The organism is Croceivirga thetidis (assembly GCF_012272815.1).
GTDB classification, from domain to species: Bacteria; Bacteroidota; Bacteroidia; order Flavobacteriales; family Flavobacteriaceae; genus Croceivirga; species Croceivirga thetidis.
Map to the genome: position 1 here is coordinate 1 of NZ_JAAWWL010000001.1, position 17,855 is coordinate 17,855.

Annotated in this window: 13 protein-coding genes; 6 read left to right on the forward strand and 7 right to left on the reverse strand. The window is 38.6% G+C overall.

Translation table 11 applies throughout. From position 1 onward, the window contains the following. The 3 genes from HCU67_RS00005 to HCU67_RS00015 form a co-directional block, all read left to right on the forward strand. Positions 1-6,969 (forward strand): Calx-beta domain-containing protein (locus tag HCU67_RS00005; protein ID WP_168550565.1); only part of this gene is annotated, 6,969 nt, incomplete at its 5' end. Between the two features lie 211 nt (positions 6,970-7,180). Further along, on the forward strand, positions 7,181-8,095 hold the full coding sequence (locus tag HCU67_RS00010) for a PorP/SprF family type IX secretion system membrane protein (protein ID WP_168550566.1): 915 nt from the start codon (positions 7,181-7,183) through the stop codon (positions 8,093-8,095). A 12-nt stretch (positions 8,096-8,107) separates the two neighbouring features. Next, the gene (locus HCU67_RS00015; protein ID WP_168550567.1) at positions 8,108-10,081 is read left to right on the forward strand and encodes an OmpA family protein; all 1,974 of its coding nucleotides are present in this window, start codon (positions 8,108-8,110) and stop codon (positions 10,079-10,081) included. Between the two features lie 28 nt (positions 10,082-10,109). On the opposite strand, the gene HCU67_RS00020 is transcribed toward HCU67_RS00015, so the two are convergent. From HCU67_RS00020 to HCU67_RS00030, 3 genes are read right to left on the reverse strand one after another with little or no spacing between them, the layout of a single operon-like run. Beyond that, positions 10,110-10,937, reverse strand: a complete 828-nt coding sequence (locus HCU67_RS00020) for a mechanosensitive ion channel family protein (RefSeq protein ID WP_168550568.1) — start codon at positions 10,935-10,937, stop codon at positions 10,110-10,112. A gap of 27 nt (positions 10,938-10,964) precedes the next feature. Further along, a complete protein-coding gene (locus HCU67_RS00025) occupies positions 10,965-11,153 on the reverse strand; it encodes a hypothetical protein (protein ID WP_168550569.1) in 189 nt (62 codons plus the stop codon). Then, positions 11,154-11,783: a sigma-70 family RNA polymerase sigma factor gene (locus tag HCU67_RS00030; protein ID WP_168550570.1), complete on the reverse strand. Its 630-nt coding sequence runs from the start codon at positions 11,781-11,783 to the stop codon at positions 11,154-11,156. Between the two features lie 67 nt (positions 11,784-11,850). Here HCU67_RS00030 and HCU67_RS00035 point away from each other — a divergent pair, with 67 nt between their 5' ends. Together HCU67_RS00035 and HCU67_RS00040 are read left to right on the forward strand one after the other, a co-directional pair. Continuing rightward, the gene (locus tag HCU67_RS00035; protein ID WP_168550571.1) at positions 11,851-12,546 is read left to right on the forward strand and encodes a hypothetical protein; all 696 of its coding nucleotides are present in this window, start codon (positions 11,851-11,853) and stop codon (positions 12,544-12,546) included. Next, complete coding sequence (locus HCU67_RS00040) at positions 12,543-13,709, forward strand: peptidase associated/transthyretin-like domain-containing protein (protein WP_168550572.1); 1,167 nt, start codon at positions 12,543-12,545, stop codon at positions 13,707-13,709. Before HCU67_RS00035 ends, HCU67_RS00040 begins: the two co-directional genes overlap by 4 nt. On the opposite strand, the gene HCU67_RS00045 is transcribed toward HCU67_RS00040, so the two are convergent. The 3 genes from HCU67_RS00045 to HCU67_RS00055 are packed head-to-tail and all read right to left on the reverse strand — an operon-like array spanning position 13,706 to position 16,614. Beyond that, positions 13,706-14,854, reverse strand: coding sequence for an MFS transporter (locus tag HCU67_RS00045; protein ID WP_168550573.1), 1,149 nt, complete (start codon positions 14,852-14,854; stop codon positions 13,706-13,708). The two genes, HCU67_RS00040 and HCU67_RS00045, sit on opposite strands and share 4 nt — an antisense overlap. 3 nt (positions 14,855-14,857) lie before the next feature. After that, positions 14,858-16,126: a kynureninase gene (gene kynU, locus HCU67_RS00050; protein ID WP_168550574.1), complete on the reverse strand. Its 1,269-nt coding sequence runs from the start codon at positions 16,124-16,126 to the stop codon at positions 14,858-14,860. Then, entirely contained in the window at positions 16,123-16,614 is a 492-nt protein-coding gene (locus HCU67_RS00055; protein ID WP_246865670.1) for a GNAT family N-acetyltransferase, read from the reverse strand. Before HCU67_RS00055 ends, kynU begins: the two co-directional genes overlap by 4 nt. A gap of 27 nt (positions 16,615-16,641) precedes the next feature. Here HCU67_RS00055 and HCU67_RS00060 point away from each other — a divergent pair, with 27 nt between their 5' ends. Beyond that, complete coding sequence (locus HCU67_RS00060; protein WP_168550575.1) at positions 16,642-17,283, forward strand: O-methyltransferase; 642 nt, start codon at positions 16,642-16,644, stop codon at positions 17,281-17,283. A 9-nt stretch (positions 17,284-17,292) separates the two neighbouring features. Here the strand turns inward: HCU67_RS00060 and HCU67_RS00065 are convergent, their stop codons facing one another. Then, positions 17,293-17,853: a phosphatase PAP2 family protein gene (locus HCU67_RS00065; protein WP_168550576.1), complete on the reverse strand. Its 561-nt coding sequence runs from the start codon at positions 17,851-17,853 to the stop codon at positions 17,293-17,295. Between the last annotated feature and the right edge of the window lie 2 nt (positions 17,854-17,855).

Sequence of the window (17,855 nt, forward strand, 5' to 3'; positions counted from 1 at the left end):
GCAGGGGACGACTATACCGCACAGAGCGGACAGCTCAACTTTGACGGTAACGATGGTGAGGTACGCACCATTACCATTGACATCCTTGAAGATGATATCATAGAGGCAACGGAAGACTATACCCTTACACTTTCAAACCCTTCACTTGCACTTGTGGCCATCAATACCGCAAATGCAACGGGCAACATCACCGACAACGATGCAAATCCCGGCGTGACGGGGCTTGCATTCGACCCAACCGAGGTGACCGTCGATGAGGGTGCCGGGACCGCCACATTCAACGTCGTGCTTACCGGAAACGTAGCAGAAAGTTTTTCTGTAAACTATGGCACTTTGAACGGCACCGCTGATGCAGCAGCCGATTTCACAGCAACTACGGGAACATTGGATTTTAATGGAACCGATGGTGAAACATATCAAATTACGGTTCCTATTCTGGAAGATGATATTATAGAACTTACCGAAGATTTTGTTGTAGATCTTTCGGGTCTTACAACAACATTAATTGGAATCAATACACCTCAAGCAACAGGTAGAATTATCGATAATGATGAAGAACCAGGAGTAACAGGTGTTGCATTTGAATTTACGGAAGTTACCGTAAACGAAGGGGATGGTACAGCAACATTCAATGTAATTCTGACCGGTAATTTTGCGGAACCATTTACAATTGACTTCGCAACCTCGGATGGAACTGCAACAGATGGTTCGGATTACACTGGAGAAACAGGGCAGCTTACTTTCGCAGGAACGGATGGAGAGGTTCAGTCGGTTACCATTGATATCATTGATGATTTGATCATAGAACCAGGAGAAGACTTCTTGGTAAGCCTTAGCAATCCTTCGAACAATCTGGTCCAGATCAATACGCCTCAAGCAAATGGTATCATTGATGATAATGATGCGGCCACTGGCAACGGACTTGCTTTTGAGTCAACAAATGTTACGGTAAACGAAGGTGATGGGACAGCTACTTTCAATGTGGTGCTAACGGGTAACTTCCCCTCTTCATTTACAGTAGACTTTACCACTTCGGATGGAACTGCAACAGATGGTGATGATTATAATGTAGCATCGGGGCAACTCACATTTGCAGGTACCGATGGCGAAATCCAATCCATTACCGTTGACATTCTTGAGGACGATATCATTGAGGCAACTGAAAACTACACAGTTTCACTTTCGAATGTGTCATTAGGTTTGGTTGATATCAACACCCCTAGCGCGACTGGAAATATTACCGATAACGACACGGATCCTGGAAACACCGGAATTGCATTCGAAGCAACCGAGGTCACCGTTAATGAAGGTGATGGGACTGCAACGTTCAATGTGGTACTAACAGGAGATTTCGCTGAATCTTTCACCATCGACTTTGAAACTGCTGACGGGACTGCGGTCGATGCAGCTGACTATACGGGGCAAACAGGACAATTGACATTCGCAGGTACGGATGGTGAGGTACAGACCATTACCATCGATATCTTTGAAGATGATATCATAGAAGCGACCGAAAATTATACGGTTACTTTATCAAACCCTTCACTTGCCCTTGTAGCAATAAACACCCCTAATGCAACCGGTAATATCGAGGACAACGACGCAGACCCAGGTGTTACAGGACTGTCTTTTGACCCTGTGGTCGTGACTGTAAACGAAGGGGATGGAACGGCTACATTCAATGTTGTTTTGACTGGAAACTTCCCTGAAGCCTTCACGGTTGATTTTGCCACAACAGATGGCACAGCTATTGACGGCTTGGATTACACCGCCCAATCAGGTCAACTGAATTTTGCGGGAACGGATGGAGAGGTTCAGACCATAACCATCGACATTCTAGAAGATGATATCATTGAATTCACTGAAGATTTTACCGTGACACTTTCCAATGTATCATCTGCGTTGGTCGCTATAAATACACCTGTGGCGACTGGGAACATTGAAGACAATGATTCGGACCCTGGTGTAACTGGTATTGCATTTGAGGCGACTGAGGTTACCGTAAATGAAGGGGATGGAATAGCCATATTCACGGTTACCCTTACGGGTAATGTTGCAGAAAGTTTCTCATTGGACTATGGCACCTTAAATGATACTGCCGAAGCTGCAGCTGATTTTACGGCCACCACAGGCACACTAGACTTCGATGGAAATGATGGGGAGTCTTACGAAATTCAAGTCCCTATTCTTGAAGACGATATTATTGAGATTACGGAGCGATTCCTAGTAGATCTCTCTGGATTGACAACAACTTTAATAGCTATAAATACACCACAGGCTACAGGCAACATTGAAGACAATGATGCTGACCCAGGTGTTACAGGTATTGCCTTTGAGGCCGCCGAAGTAACCGTAAATGAAGCAGATGGTACAGCTACCTTTAACGTAATACTTACGGGTAATTTTGCCGAGCCATTTACCGTGGATTTTGCAACTTCTGATGGAACCGCTCTGGATGCCCTCGACTACACAGCACAATCAGGTCAGCTTTCATTTGCCGGTACGGATGGGGAAATTCAGACCATAACGATAGATATACTTGAAGATGATATCATTGAAGCGACCGAAGACTATCTCGTAACATTATCCAATGCATCTTCTACACTGGTAGCAATAAACACTCCTGAGGCAACGGGCAACATTGAAGACAATGATGCTGACCCAGGTGTTACAGGTATTGCCTTTGAAGCTACCGAGGTTACTGTAAACGAAGGTGACGGCACAGCTACCTTTAACGTAATACTTACTGGTAATTTTGCTGAACCATTTACGATAGACTTTGCAACTGCTGATGGAACGGCTCTGGATGCCCTTGACTACACAGCACAAACAGGTCAGCTTTCCTTTGCCGGTACGGATGGGGAGATCCAGACCATAACCATTGACATCCTTGAGGATGACATAATTGAAATTACTGAGGACTATATTGTCAGTCTTTCAAACCCATCACTGGGATTGGTTGTAATCAATACGCCAACCGCAACGGGCAACATTGTTGACAACGATGCAGATCCAGGGGTCACGGGAATTGCCTTTGAGTCAACTGAGGTCACCGTTAATGAAGGTGATGGTACGGCAACTTTCAATGTGGTGCTGACCGGAAATTTTGCCGAGCCATTTACCGTGGATTTTGCAACTTCTGATGGAACCGCTCTGGATGTCCTCGACTACACAGCGCAGACCGGTCAACTTTCATTTGCCGGTACGGATGGTGAAATACAGACCATAACGATTGACATTCTTGAAGACGATATCATTGAGGCGACCGAAGACTATCTGGTAACATTATCCAATGCATCTTCTACCCTAGTAACAATAAATACACCTGAAGCTACTGGCAACATTGAAGACAATGATGCTGACCCAGGTGTTACCGGTATTGCATTTGAGGCCACCGAGGTTACCGTAAACGAAGGTGACGGCACAGCTACGTTCAATGTGGTGCTTACTGGGAATTTCGCGGAATCATTTACCGTAGATTTCGCAACTTCTGATGGTACAGCAACTAACGGCCTAGATTATACTGAACAAATAGGTCAATTATCGTTTGCAGGTACCGATGGTGAGACACAACAAATAGTTGTTCCTATTTTGGAAGATGATATCATCGAGGCGACTGAGGACTATCTCATTACCCTATCCAATGCATCTTCTACCCTAGTAGCAATAAATACACCTGAAGCAACCGGCAACATCGAAGATAATGATGCTGATCCTGGAGTTACGGGTGTAGCTTTTGATACTTTAGAAGTTACCGTAAACGAAGGGGATGGAACAGCAACCTTTAATGTGGTACTTACTGGCAATTTTGCCGAGCCATTTACCGTAGATTTTGCTACTTCTGATGGAACGGCCACAGATATAGACGATTACACAGGGCAGATTGGGCAACTTTCATTTGTTGGAACAGATGGCGAAATTCAGAGCATAATTATCGATATCCTAGAAGATGATATCATAGAGGCTACTGAAAATTATACAGTTACCTTATCTAATCCTTCTTTGGGCCTTGTAACTGTAAATACTCCAGCGGCAACAGGTAATATCGTTGATAATGATGCAGAACCCGGTGTTACAGGTGTTGCATTCGAAGCAACGGAAATTACTGTAAATGAAGGCGATGGTACCGCAACCTTTAATGTGGTAATTACCGGTAATTTTGCAGAAGCATTCACTGTTGATTTTGCAACTTCAGATGGTTCAGCATTAGATACCGAAGATTATACGGGTATCACGGGTCAACTATCTTTTGCCGGGAACGATGGAGAAATTCAACAAATTATTGTTCCTATTCTTGAAGATGATATTATTGAACCTACTGAAGATTACACGGTAACACTTTCAAATGCCTCTTCGACTTTGGTTAATATCAATACCCTTAATGCAATCGGAAATATTATTGATAACGATGCCCAACCTGGAGTTACAGGAATAGCTTTTGAAACAGCAGAAGTGATTGTTAATGAAGCAGATGGTACGGCGATATTCAATGTTATTCTAATAGGAAACGTCTCTGAAGCATTTACTGTTGATTATGTAACGTCTGATGGCACTGCAATTAATGCTGAGGACTACACTACCGTTGCTGGACAACTTTCGTTTGATGGAAATGATGGGGAAATACAACAGATAATTGTTCCTATTCTAGAAGACGACATCATTGAAGAGATTGAAAATTTTGTGGTTACCCTTTCAAATATTTCAACCGATTTAATTGAAATAAACAGTGATACATCAGTTGGTTCTATTGTTGACAATGATGCTGAGCCAGGTATCACCGGAATTGCATTTGAAGCTACGGAAGTTACCGTCAACGAAGGAGATGGTACTGCCACCTTCAATGTTGTCCTTACCGGTAATTTTGCAGAATCCTTCACAGTTGATTTTGCAAGTGCTGAAGGCACGGCTACAGATTCAGAAGATTATACCGGACTATCAGGACAACTTTCTTTTGCCGGAAATAATGGAGAAATACAACCCATAATCATCGACATTCTCGAAGATGATATTATTGAAGCTATCGAGAATTTCACAATTAACCTTAGTAATCCTTCATTAGCTCTTGTCGATATAAATACTACTACTGCGACAGGAAATATTATTGATAATGATGCTGAACCTGGGGTTACTGGTATTGCTTTCGAAGCGACAGAAATAACTGTAAATGAAGGTGATGGGACGGCCACTTTCAATGTAGTGCTAACCGGTAACTTGGGAGAACCATTTACCGTAGAATATAGTACTTCAGACGCTTCTGCGACAGGAGATGAAGATTATACTATTTCGACCGGCACTTTAACATTTGAAGGAACAAATGGTGAAGTGCAACAAATTACAGTGGCGATAATCGATGATATCTTGGTGGAAAATCCTGAATCATTCTTTGTTCAATTATCAAATCTATCAACTGATTTAATTGAAATTAACTCAGGTGAAGCCCAGGGTACCATTATAGACAATGACAGTGATGACGATTTCCCTGGAGATGTGTTTGTAACTTGTGAGGATGATGTTCCACCTGTTGATACCTTGGTGTTCAATGCTGAAGGATGCGATTACACCGAAGAGTTCACCAAAGAATTCGTCGGATTGGATGACGGATGTCCAACTGAGTACACCATTAATAGAACTTGGACAATAACAGACTGTGTCGGTAACGTAAGAACCCATACACAGGTTATTACCATTGAGGACAATATTCTTCCAAATTTTGTTGAAGAGCTTCCACAAGATATAACCATATCGTGTACGGAGACTATTGAGCCAGCTGTTCTTACAGCCGTGGACAACTGTGATACTGAGGTTGAGGTCATCTTTACTGAAACCCAGAGTGAGTCCCCTTCTTGTGGTAACGAATTCGTGATTGTAAGAACTTGGACGGTTAGCGATTGTTCAGGAAATACAAATGAACATGTTCAAGTGATTACAGTTGAAGATGATGAGGCACCAGTATTCCTTGGTGAGCTTCCAGAAGACATGATTGTTGAATGTGAGCAAATCCCAGATGCGGTAGTATTGGAAGCTACTGATAATTGCGACCCTGATGTAATGATTGATTTTACAGAAACAGTTACAAACGATGAAGACTGTATTATGGGATATACCATTACGCGTACTTGGACAGCTATCGACTGCTCAGGTAACAGTGCTACCCATGTTCAAATATTGACCATTGAACCTTCGGGGCCTATTATGGCAAGTGATTATCTTGAAGAATTCTCTATTGTATGTGGCGATATGATTCCTGAAGTACCCGAAATTGAGTTTACTGGAGGATGTGGCGGTTTAGAAGTTGAGTTTACAGAAGACACCCAGTTCCCAGATGAACCAGCTGACTACCAAATAATCAGGACATGGACCGTAACCGATATCTGTGGCGAGCAGGCAGTATTTCAACAAATAATCAATGTTGTTCAGGCGAAGAGGGAGGAAATCAGCATTGAAATATGTGTTGACGATGCGCCAATCGATTTGCTCGATTATCTTCCAGAGATATTTGACAGAAACGGTCTTTTCACTCCAGATAGAGATGGCATCGCACTTAATGGTAGTATTCTTGACCCAGCGAATACTGAGATTGGTGAATACCAAATTGATTACAGTTCAATAGTTGTTACCTGTGCTTACAATGCCACCTATACAATAAGCTTTAACAGAGATTGTATAGATTGTAGCAGGGATGATATCATAATATCAAAAACTGTTACCCCAAATGGAGATGGCCTGAACGATTTCTTTGAAATCAAAGGAACCGAGGCATGTGGTTATAGTTATGATGTCATGATATTCAACCGATGGGGTGATAAAGTATTTGAAGCAAGGGAATACCAAAACAATTGGTCGGGCTTTTCACCAAGAAATGCCGTTGGAGGTTCTGGAGTACTACCGTCTGGAACGTACTATTATATCATAAATATAACTGGAACGGAATTCGAACCATTTAACGGATTTATTTTCCTTGGAAACTAATATTAAAAGGGGGCTATGCCCCTTTTTTTTATGCTATCTAATTGTTTTTCAATGTTAAGGGTGATTTCAAATACTATTTGGATGAAAATCGAGTTTTATAGATGAATGAACGTATAAATTGTTGATTTTTTGATGACTTTTGTTCCTTTACGACGGAAATGAGAACCCCAAATCACAATTCCAATCAAAAGAACCACCTAACTTAAGTAATATGAGACTGTTCCGTCAATTTTTGATATTAATGGTATTGGTCATACCGCTGACCTCATTTGCCCAACAGTTACCTCAATTCACCCAGTACATGTTCAATACGATTTCTATTAATCCGGCTTATGCGGGTAGTAGGCAAGGTATGAATATGACTGCATTGCACCGAAACCAATGGTCAGGAATTGATGGTAACCCTACTACGAGTACATTCGCTTTTCACACACCGTTGAATAATGAGCGTGTCGGACTTGGAGTTTCCTACATCTCAGACCAATTGGGTTTTGAAAACACAAATTTTGTCTACGGTGATTTTTCGTACACCATTCCTATTTCATATGAAGCGACACTATCTTTTGGATTAAAGGCAGGATTTACGAACTACAATAGAGAATTAATCGACCCCACAGACCCTAATGCAGTTGCGGTCAATAATTGGAATCCAAATTTTGGAGCAGGAGTTTATATAACAACCGATAGATGGTACGCAGGATTTTCGTCTCCAAGAATATTGAATAACAGCTTAAATATTGAAAGCCTAAATGCTGTAGAGGCTATAGAAAGAAACAGTTATTACGCTATCGCAGGATTGGTTGTCGATCTGTCATTGGATATTAAATTCAGGCCTACAGTAATTACAAGATTTACTAATGGGGCACCCATGTCTTATGACGCGACAGCTGGCTTTTTGTTCTATGAAAAAATTTGGTTTGGCGCATCTTACAGATTTAACGATGCTGCCAATTTTGGGGCATTTATGGAGTATCAATTTTCAAAAACCATAAGATTGGGTTATGCATATGATTTGCCCACGTCAACAATTAGACCATACACTGGCGGCACTCATGAGGTCATCCTGATATTTGAACCAAAATCGTTGAAAAGATCAAACTTATACCGTTCTCCTAGATATTTCTAAACACAATTTGTTATGAAATCAACAACACTAGCTACATTATTTTTTATAATTGCCATTAGCATTTCAAATGCCCAATCAGGTATTCAGAAAAAGGCAGATGAATTATTTGGAAAGTTTGCCTATGCAAAGGCAATTCCAGAATATGAACAAATGGTAGTTGATGGTAAGAATACCGTTCATGCCTACAAAAGACTTGCTGAGTGCTACCTGTTTCTTCGCGATTTTGAAGAATCAATACCCTATTTTAAACGTTTTATTGATGACCCTGAGACTTCAACTAGTTACTTTTTTAAGTACGCAACGGCTTTAAAAAGTGCCGGACAGGAGGAAGAAGCATTAAAATGGTTCAAGAAGTATAAGAAATTCCATAAAAACGATGCTAGGGTAAAACAGTTTTTGAAAGACGGAAGTCTGGCTTCCGTTGTATTTAACAGTAATGAAAGATATGATGTAAAGCCAGTACATTTCAACACCGAATTCAGTGAATTTGGGGCTTTTTTGTTGGATGGCGATATTTATTTTAGTTCCAGCAGACCTGATGGCAACGCTTCTGATGACGTATATGGATGGAATGCAGAATCGTGGTTAGACATCTATCATGTGCGCGCAGATGATGAAAACGCTGTGCCAGTACCTATCGAAGGTGACATCAATACAAAATTTCATGAGAGTTCATTGGTATTTTCAACCGATCACAGAAACGATACCATAGCATATTTCACTAGAAATAGCTATTTCAACAATGAGGAAACCTTTTATACAACTAAAGACAAAGAGTCAATAGAAAATTTAAGCAATCTAAAAATCTATAAGGCTGAAAAGGATAAAGATACGTGGAGGGTTACCCGAAATATGAAAATGAATGCCGATCACTTTTCTACAGGTCACCCTTCAGTAAATTCAAACAGGACGAAGATTTACTTTGCCTCCGATAGACCTGGTGGTTTTGGTGGCAGTGACATTTACTATGCTTCAATTCATGAACGTGGTGGAATACTGGAAATCAAAAATGCCGGACCTATTGTAAACACCCCAGGTAACGAACTATTCCCTTTTATAAATAATGAAGGTCAACTATTTTTCTCTTCCGACGGCCATGTAGGATTTGGGCAACTTGATGTTTTTGGTACCGTCTTAAATGATGTTGGTGAAATTATTGATATCATCAATTTGGGTAAGCCATTAAACAGTGAAAAAGACGATTTTGGTTACTATGCACTTGATAATGGTGTTGATGGATATGTTAGCTCAAATAGAAATGGCGGCAAAGGAGGTGATGATATTTACAAATTTCAGTTTATTCCTTCTTTAACCCTTGAAGGTCAAGTGACCGATGCAATTAACCTTAGACCTTTGGACAGCGTAAAAATTTCATTGTACAATAAGAAAACTGGAGTCTTAATAGAAGAAACCATGACCAATGACAATGGATACTACAAGATGCTCATTAAAAGAAAAATGAATTATAAAGTGGTGGCGTATCGAAGTACACACCCAGAAAAAACCATAGAATTTGAAACTCACGGTATAAATCGTGAGACCAAAAAGGTAACCAAGAACATACAATTGGAGCCTGTAATGGACGTAAAGGTTCTGGCAGATTTAAATAAAATCTATTTTGACTTCAATAAAAGTAACATAAGACCAGATGCGGCACTAGAGCTTGACAAGGTTGTAAAACTGATGTTGGAGACCTATCCAGAACTCATCATTCGCCTTGAATCACATACAGATCCTGTTGGTGGTGACGAATACAACAGAAGACTTTCTGAATCCAGAGCAAAATCGACCTACGAATACCTCATACAACAAGGGGTGCCGAGTAGTCGAATTCTTTCTTATCAAGGGTATGGTGAAAGTAGACCAGTAAATAATTGTAAGACAAAATTTGATTGTCCACCTGAAATGTTGGAGCTCAATAGAAGAACTGAATTCCCAATTGTTCAGTTCAATTCAAGTTCTCAGGTTTTGACAAATAGAAGATAAAAAAAGCCCCGTAATAGGGGCTTTTTTATTATTCAAGTATTTCAATTCGTTTTGATGTAATCTCGCTAATCGGAATAACAATTTTACCTTTCTTCGTCTTAAGGGTTAGACTTATATTATCGATAGTATCAACTTCACCTTCTAAGTCGTCAATTTTCAATTTGTCACCGACCATATATTTTTTACGAGTATAGAACATCTTTAATACATCGGAAATCACTTCTCTAGAACCCAATCCAAATCCTAAAGCAATTGCAAACAAAAAGGCACCAAGAATCAATGTGAAGTTACTGGTGATTATCTCAGTATCAATTCCTGCTTGATTCAATGCCGTAATTGAAACAAAAAATACGATTAGGTAAAAAATACTACCACTTATGAACTTTGTTCCTGAAACCCCCATGGATTCAAGTAGCTGATGAACAGATTTTTTTACAACCGAAGCTAAATAAAGACCAGCTACCATTATCAGTAAAGCAGTCAGCAAAGTGGGCAAATAACTCAGCAAGGAATATATGCCGTCTGAAATTGCAGTTAAACCAAGGGTTTGTGCCAATACCAAAGTAAATAGTAAAATCAGTAGCACTTTTACAGTGCTTAAAACCAATTTTAGCAAATCAATTTTCAATTGTCGGTCACCAAATAATTTTGCGTCAGCGACCCGTTGTGATAGGACATCTATCTTAGCTGCTTTTAAAATTCTTTTTAGAATAAATAGTATGATCTTGATAACTATCCATGCGAAAATGACTCCTAAAATTCCTAAAAGGATTTTTGGAAGTGAAGCGGCGACATCAGAGAACAGGTTTTTAAAACTTTCCTGAATGGTATTGCTTAAATCATTCAACGTGCTCATTTTTGGTACTTATTTTGGTAAAGTAAATTAGTTTCTTTTATTCGTTTTAAAAAGCCCTCCTATCAATGCGGAGTAATTAGAGGTGACCAAGACGGCCATATCCAATATTAATTTTGCAATGGCAATATCGTTCATCACCCTCTTTCTCATCTCCGGAGGAACCTCCCTTAGATTGGTGTTTAATTGCGTAAACGGATTGTCAAATTTTTCTGCCATCTATCCTAAAGATTTATAGGTTTCAACAAGTTTGGCCTTTGCCCTTTTCAGGCGCATCTTAACAGCACTCTCCCCTATTTCTAATAGTTCACTAAGTTCTTTAATTGATGCCCCGTCTTGATATTTAAGTAATAGAATCGACTTATCTTCTGCCGAAATTTCATTGAGGGCCTTGTCAAGCTTATTAGCCTTCATTTCGAAAATTGCGTCATCAGGCACTTCTTCTTCAGTCAAACGATACTCGGTTTCTTCCACAGGAACCGATTTATCACTCATTTTTCTTTGTTTATTCCTGTTCACATAATTGACGCAAAAATTATAAGTGAACGAATACAGCCAAGTTGAGAATTTAGACTTACCCTTAAATGATGCTAGCTTTATAAATAGCATTAAAAAAACGTCTTGGGTCAAATCTTCGGCCTCGTCTTGAGATCTCGCAAAACCATAACACTTATTATACACCATAGGCACGTAACGGTCATAGAGCACGCCGAACAACAGAGTGTCATTTTTGGCGACTATTTTAGATACTAATTCTTCGTCTGACAGCTTATCAAAAGCACTGTTCTTACCCAATCTTTCTTTTGCTTGGTTTATAAGAATTAGAAACAACTGCTTTAGAAAAGTCACGTGCTGGTTTTTAGTTGTGGGGCAAAAGATACTTCAAAAGCCCTTATCTTTGAAAAAATTAGCCCCAATGAAGAATTCAAGAATACTTTTTTTGCTTTTTTTTGGCCTTATAATTGGCTGTAAAACAGAAACAAAGAAAAAAGATACCCCAGTACAAAAGGTAGAATCGAAAGAACATACGACTCCAGAGAAAATTGCTTTAGCCCATGGTTTTGAGAATTGGAAAAATGTGAATGAAGTCAAATTTACATTCAATGTTGACCGTGAAGATTCCCACTTTGAACGTAAATGGATTTGGTTTCCTAAAACAAAGAATGTAACCCACATTACAAGCAAGGATACCATTACATATAACAGGTCTGATATGGATTCTGTTGCATTTAAAGTAAATGCTGGGTTTATTAATGATAGATACTGGCTCTTTGCCCCTTTTAACCTTATGTGGGATAAGAATAGTTATGACTATTTTGAAGTTGAAAATGATTCTGCCCCAATAGCCAAAATACCTATGAATCGATTGACGATTACTTATGGCTCTGAAGGAGGATATACCCCTGGGGATGCTTATGATTTTTACTTTGAAGATGATTATGTTTTAAAAGAATGGGTTTTTCGTAAAGCAAATCAAGAAGAGCCCTCAATGATAACCACTTGGGAAAATTATTTAGATACAATGGGACTGAAATTGGCTAGAGATCATAGAAATGACCTCGGAGACTTCAAATTGTATTTTGATGGTGTTGAAATTAAAACGGAAAATTGAACCTGCGCATTTATAACGTACTGCTGATATTCTTTATAACGAGCTACTTAACAGGTCAAAAGGTGGGAGTTGTATTGGATTCAAAGACAAAAAATCCAATTGAGTTTGTTGATGTTTACAATAATTTTGACCATACCATAACCAATACCGACGGCTCTTTTTTTATTCTTGCTTCTTGGGATTCAATCAGTTTTAGGAAAATTGGATATGAGCCACTACGCCTTGCTGTTAAAAATGTACAAGATTCCGTTTTTCTTAATCCCAAAGCACTTGAACTTGAAGGAATCACACTAACTAATATAAAATCGCTTTGGGATAAAGTTAGAGATTCAGTCTCATCAAATTACCTACTTAAACCTTATAAAGAGCGGTTTTTTTTACGTTGTATTCTTCGTAAGAATGGCGAAATTATACGCCTTCAGGATATCTCTGGTAAATTAAGTCGACGTACCATGTTGTATAAAAAAGGTATGGACGCTTCAGAAAAGGATTTTCAATTTGAAATTGAAAATATGAGAAAAATTGGAGTTGTTAAAGACGAGAATAATGTGAATTTCAACTTCTTTTCCCTTTCACAGCTTTTGTTCGAAAGTATAAGGTTAAATGCAACAGGTGAAGGTTTTACTATTACCGAAAAACAATTTAAAACTGAACCTTATTCGAGAATCAGCATCAAAAGTGATTCCACACAGCCAAGAATAGAAACTGAAGGCGATTACATCATTAACAATGCCAATAACGCCATAGAATCAATTGACTTGAGCAGTTATTTCGATATTGATAATTATAGAAGAAATGGCAAAGTTGAACAACGCCCTTTGTCCCGAATTCAATCAGCTATTTTTACTAAATCAAAGGTGCAAGGAAAATACTTTATCACACTTGCCAAGTTACTTTTCGAAATAGAAATCAAGTCTACCAAAAATGATTTTGTGGATATTTATAAGAGTGAATACATTCTTCATACAATGGACAACAATGAAGATTTTTCTTTTAAGGCAAATACTAACGGACAAAAGGACATTTTCAAACTCAAACATGAATACAATCAAAGCTTTTGGGACAGTCAAAATACCTTACCGCTGACCAAAGAAATGATTGAATTCATAGAAAATTTTGAAACAAAGAAGAAGGAATTCCGAATAAGACAAAATTTCCATTAATTCCTTTTACCCCTTAAAGTCCAAGTTAGCAAAAGGACCAGAAAAGCGCATACCAGGAGAGTCCAGAAACTGGTTCTTAGAGTAAATTCTTCGGCCAAAAAACCAAGGATTACCGGTCCTGATAGAAATCCTAAATAACCAATACCAGCAATAAATGCAATACCTTGGGCCGAATCAACGCCTTTTACTTTACCACCAATTCTGAAAAGTTCAGGTACCATTACCGAAAAACCCAATCCGGTCAATGCAAAACCGAGAATCGCAAAAAGTGAATTTTCAGAAAGAATACCGAAATATCCCAGAATAGCAACGATAGCTCCAACTGCTACTATCTTAATTGAACCTATACGTTCACTAATACCGTCTCCCAGAAAACGTCCTAAGGTCATTGTTATTGAAAAAGCCAAAAAACCAGCGCCAAACAAATGAGATGGAGCCAACGTAATTTCTTTTAAATACAAGGCACTCCAATCTACTACAGCACCCTCACTAGCAAAACTTATAAACCCAATTAATCCTAGAACAAAAAGAGGTTTAAACAATTTCAAACTAAAGGGTTCCTTTTCAACAGGAGCCGATTTTATAGTTACATAATGACGTTTGAAAATAAGATTGATGATAAGTACAATTAGGGCGATTAAACCCATATGTAACATTGGATTTTCAAAGACGGGCATTAAAAAACTTCCTAGACCCGCAACTACACCACCCAGACTAAAAAACCCATGAGCTGCCGACATAAATTGGACTTTATCTTCCTTTTCCAATTCAGTAACCAGTGTATTCATAGCAATGTCTGTGATTCCATTTGACAGTCCAAATACAAAAAGTGAAACACACAAAAGCTCGTAGCTAGGAGAAGCTAATGGCAGTAAAGCCGCGAGCGTACAAAACAAAACTCCCCACCATGTAGTTTTACCAACACCAAGTTTATCTATAATTTTAGAGGCTATTGGAAAAACCGTAAAAACCCCCAAAGCCAAGAAAAAAAGGGCAATCCCCAAATCAGCTTTGTTAATTTCCAATTTATCCTTGACGTAAGGAATATAAATTGCCCAAGTACCAAACCAAATATTCAGACTTGCGAAAACAAAGGCAGGTGCAAAATATCGAGGATTGGAAAGAATCAGATAAAGCGACTTCATCTATTATTCTGCTAGAATTCCGGTTTTTAAAATCTCACCAAATCGATACATGTCTTCAAATGAACAGTAAAAAGGTGCTGGTGCCAATCGAATTACATTGGGTTCACGCCAGTCAACAATAACACCATTTTTCATTAGGTAATCGAAAATTGACCTACCCTCACCATGAAGAAAAACCGAAAGTTGGCATCCTCTTGATTTCGGAGTTATTATTTCGAATGTACTGTCAACAGCCTTATCAACTTCTTGTAATACAAACTCTAAATACGCCGTTAGCAATTTTTGTTTCTCTATTAGTGCTTGCATACCCACTTCTTCGAACAATTGTAACGAGGCTAAATATGGAGCTAATGAAAGAACAGCCGGATTGCTAACTTGCCAAGCATCTGCACTTGCTATAGGCTCAAATATTGGCTTCATTAAAAATCGACTTTCTTTTTTTGTCCCCCACCAACCTTCAAACCGATTGAAATCGGTTCTATTAAGGTATTTCTCGTTGACATATATACCGGAAACATTTCCAGGTCCGCTATTCATGTATTTATAGCTGCACCATGCGGCAAAATCAACTCCCCATTCGTTCAATTTTAATTCGACATTGCCTACTGCATGGGCCAAATCCCAACCAACCATCGCACCGACCGACTTGGCACTTTTAGTAATGGATTCCATTTCAAAGACCTGACCATTGTAATAGTTGACACCACCGATAAGTACCAAGGCCAATTCATCACCAACTTCTTCGATTTTGGAAATTACATCTTCAGTTCTCCAAAAATGTTCCCCTTCCCTCTTTTTTATTTCAATTATGGATTCACTCGGTTCATAGCCATGAAATCGTACTTGACTTTGTAACATATACTGATCTGAAGGAAATGCCTTTTCTTCACATATGATCTTAAACCTTTTAGAATTTGGCTTGTAAAACGATACCATTAAAAAATGAAGGTTAACCGTTAAAGTGTTCATTACTGAAACCTCATCCGGTTTTGCTCCAACTATTTTAGCTAAAGGTTTTGCAAGTCGCTCATGGTAATCCCACCATGGTTTTTCTGCATAGAAATGACCTTCTACAGCCAATTCTGCCCAATCCTTCATTATTTCATCGACATAGTTCTTTGCAATCTTTGGTTGTAAGCCTAAAGAATTTCCGGTGAAATAAATAACATCTTTTCCATTGACTTGAGGAAAAATAAATTGATTCCTAAAAGCTCTTAAGGAATCATTATTATCCATCTCGGTAGCGAATTGTAATGTATTTTCAAACTTCATATATCAGAATTCAAACGTAAACGCATTTCATTCAAATGGCTTTTGAAACCAGTCTTTTCATAAGCCTTAATTGCTGGGTGGTTATCATGATAAACGGTTAATCTAACTTCATAAAGGTCTTGTTCTTTCGCCCAAATCAAAAGTTCATCAATTATGGATTTATTTATTCCTTTTCCTCTATACTCAGGTTTAGTATACATAAATCCGAGGTATGCATAATCAACATGGTCCAAATAATGTCTTGCCTTTTTTACTCGAGCAGAACCAGACGCAACTATCTCATTATCTGCAATTGCAACTACCACTTGACTTGTTTCGTCTTTTATCAACTCTTCAAGACTATAATAACTAACAGGGTCAGGCCGAATAGTCGGGTCAAACGGCCGTTCGGCAGTAATAATTTGTTGCTCAAACGCTTTGAGTGTTGGCAAATCTTTTAAACTTGCCTTGCGAACCAACAAGTTTTCCATTACGCGAAAATAACCCATATTTGGAAAGGAATTTTAATTGATATTATGCATTTTCTTTCCAAGTCACTAGAAGATTACATTGCAACACATTCTGAAGATGAACCAGAAATTCTACAACAATTAACTCGTGAAACACATCTAAGGGTTATTCAACCAAGAATGATAACGGGTCATTATCAAGGAAGGGTATTGAGTATTTTATCAAAACTTATTTCCCCAAAACGTATTTTAGAAATTGGCACCTATACAGGTTATTCAGCTCTCTGTTTAGCCGAAGGGCTTCAAAAAGATGGTGAATTACACACAATTGACATTAATGAGGAATTGAGTTCAATTCAACGTAAATATTTCGACAAGAGTGGATATGGAAATAAAATAGTTCAACATGTTGGGGATGCAATTTCTATAGTGCCTACGCTCGATTTGAAGTTTGATTTGGTTTTTATTGATGCAGAGAAAAAAAAATACGATACCTATTTTGAAACGGTAATCTCAAAATGTAATCCTGGTTCTGTTATTCTTTCAGATAATGTGTTGTGGTCAGGTAAGGTAACTGAAACTGTTAATGCGTCGGATAAGGCAACCAAATCATTACTTGAGTATAACAAAAAACTAAAATCTGACCCAAGGGTTGAAACTGTTTTATTGTCAATAAGGGATGGTCTAACCTTAAGTAGGGTTAAATAGAATATTCGGTCAACTAAAGTGTAGTTTGCCATAATAGACAAAAAGGAAGTAAAAGAACCATCCACTGGCTATTCCTACTAGTACTCCTGCAATTATGTCAATAGGATAATGAACCCCAACAAATATTCTACTTAAAGAGAATATAATGGCCCACAAAAACAAAATCCAAACCCATTTGTAAACCCCTTTTAAGAATAAGTATGTCAAAGTTGCTACGGCAAAAGAACTCGAAGCATGCCCAGAAAAAAAGCTATAATCTGTTGGGCTTTTTAATACTCGTATAAATGGACTGAATTGACCAATGTTATTTGGTCTTATTCGTGCCACCCATTCCTTGACCAATAAGGTTATAAGGGTCACAAAGACCACTAACATAATTAAGGCCAATATGCGGTTAATGGCCTGGTGCCGAGGTAGTCTGAAAAAGAACAACCAAATAATCAATAAATACAGCGGAATCCAAGTGGTAATGTTTGTTACAATTGACCAAAATGCATCAAACTCCTCAATACCTACACTATTGAGGTAAATAAAGGTGTCATGATCCCATTTCCTTAATTTATCGAACATCG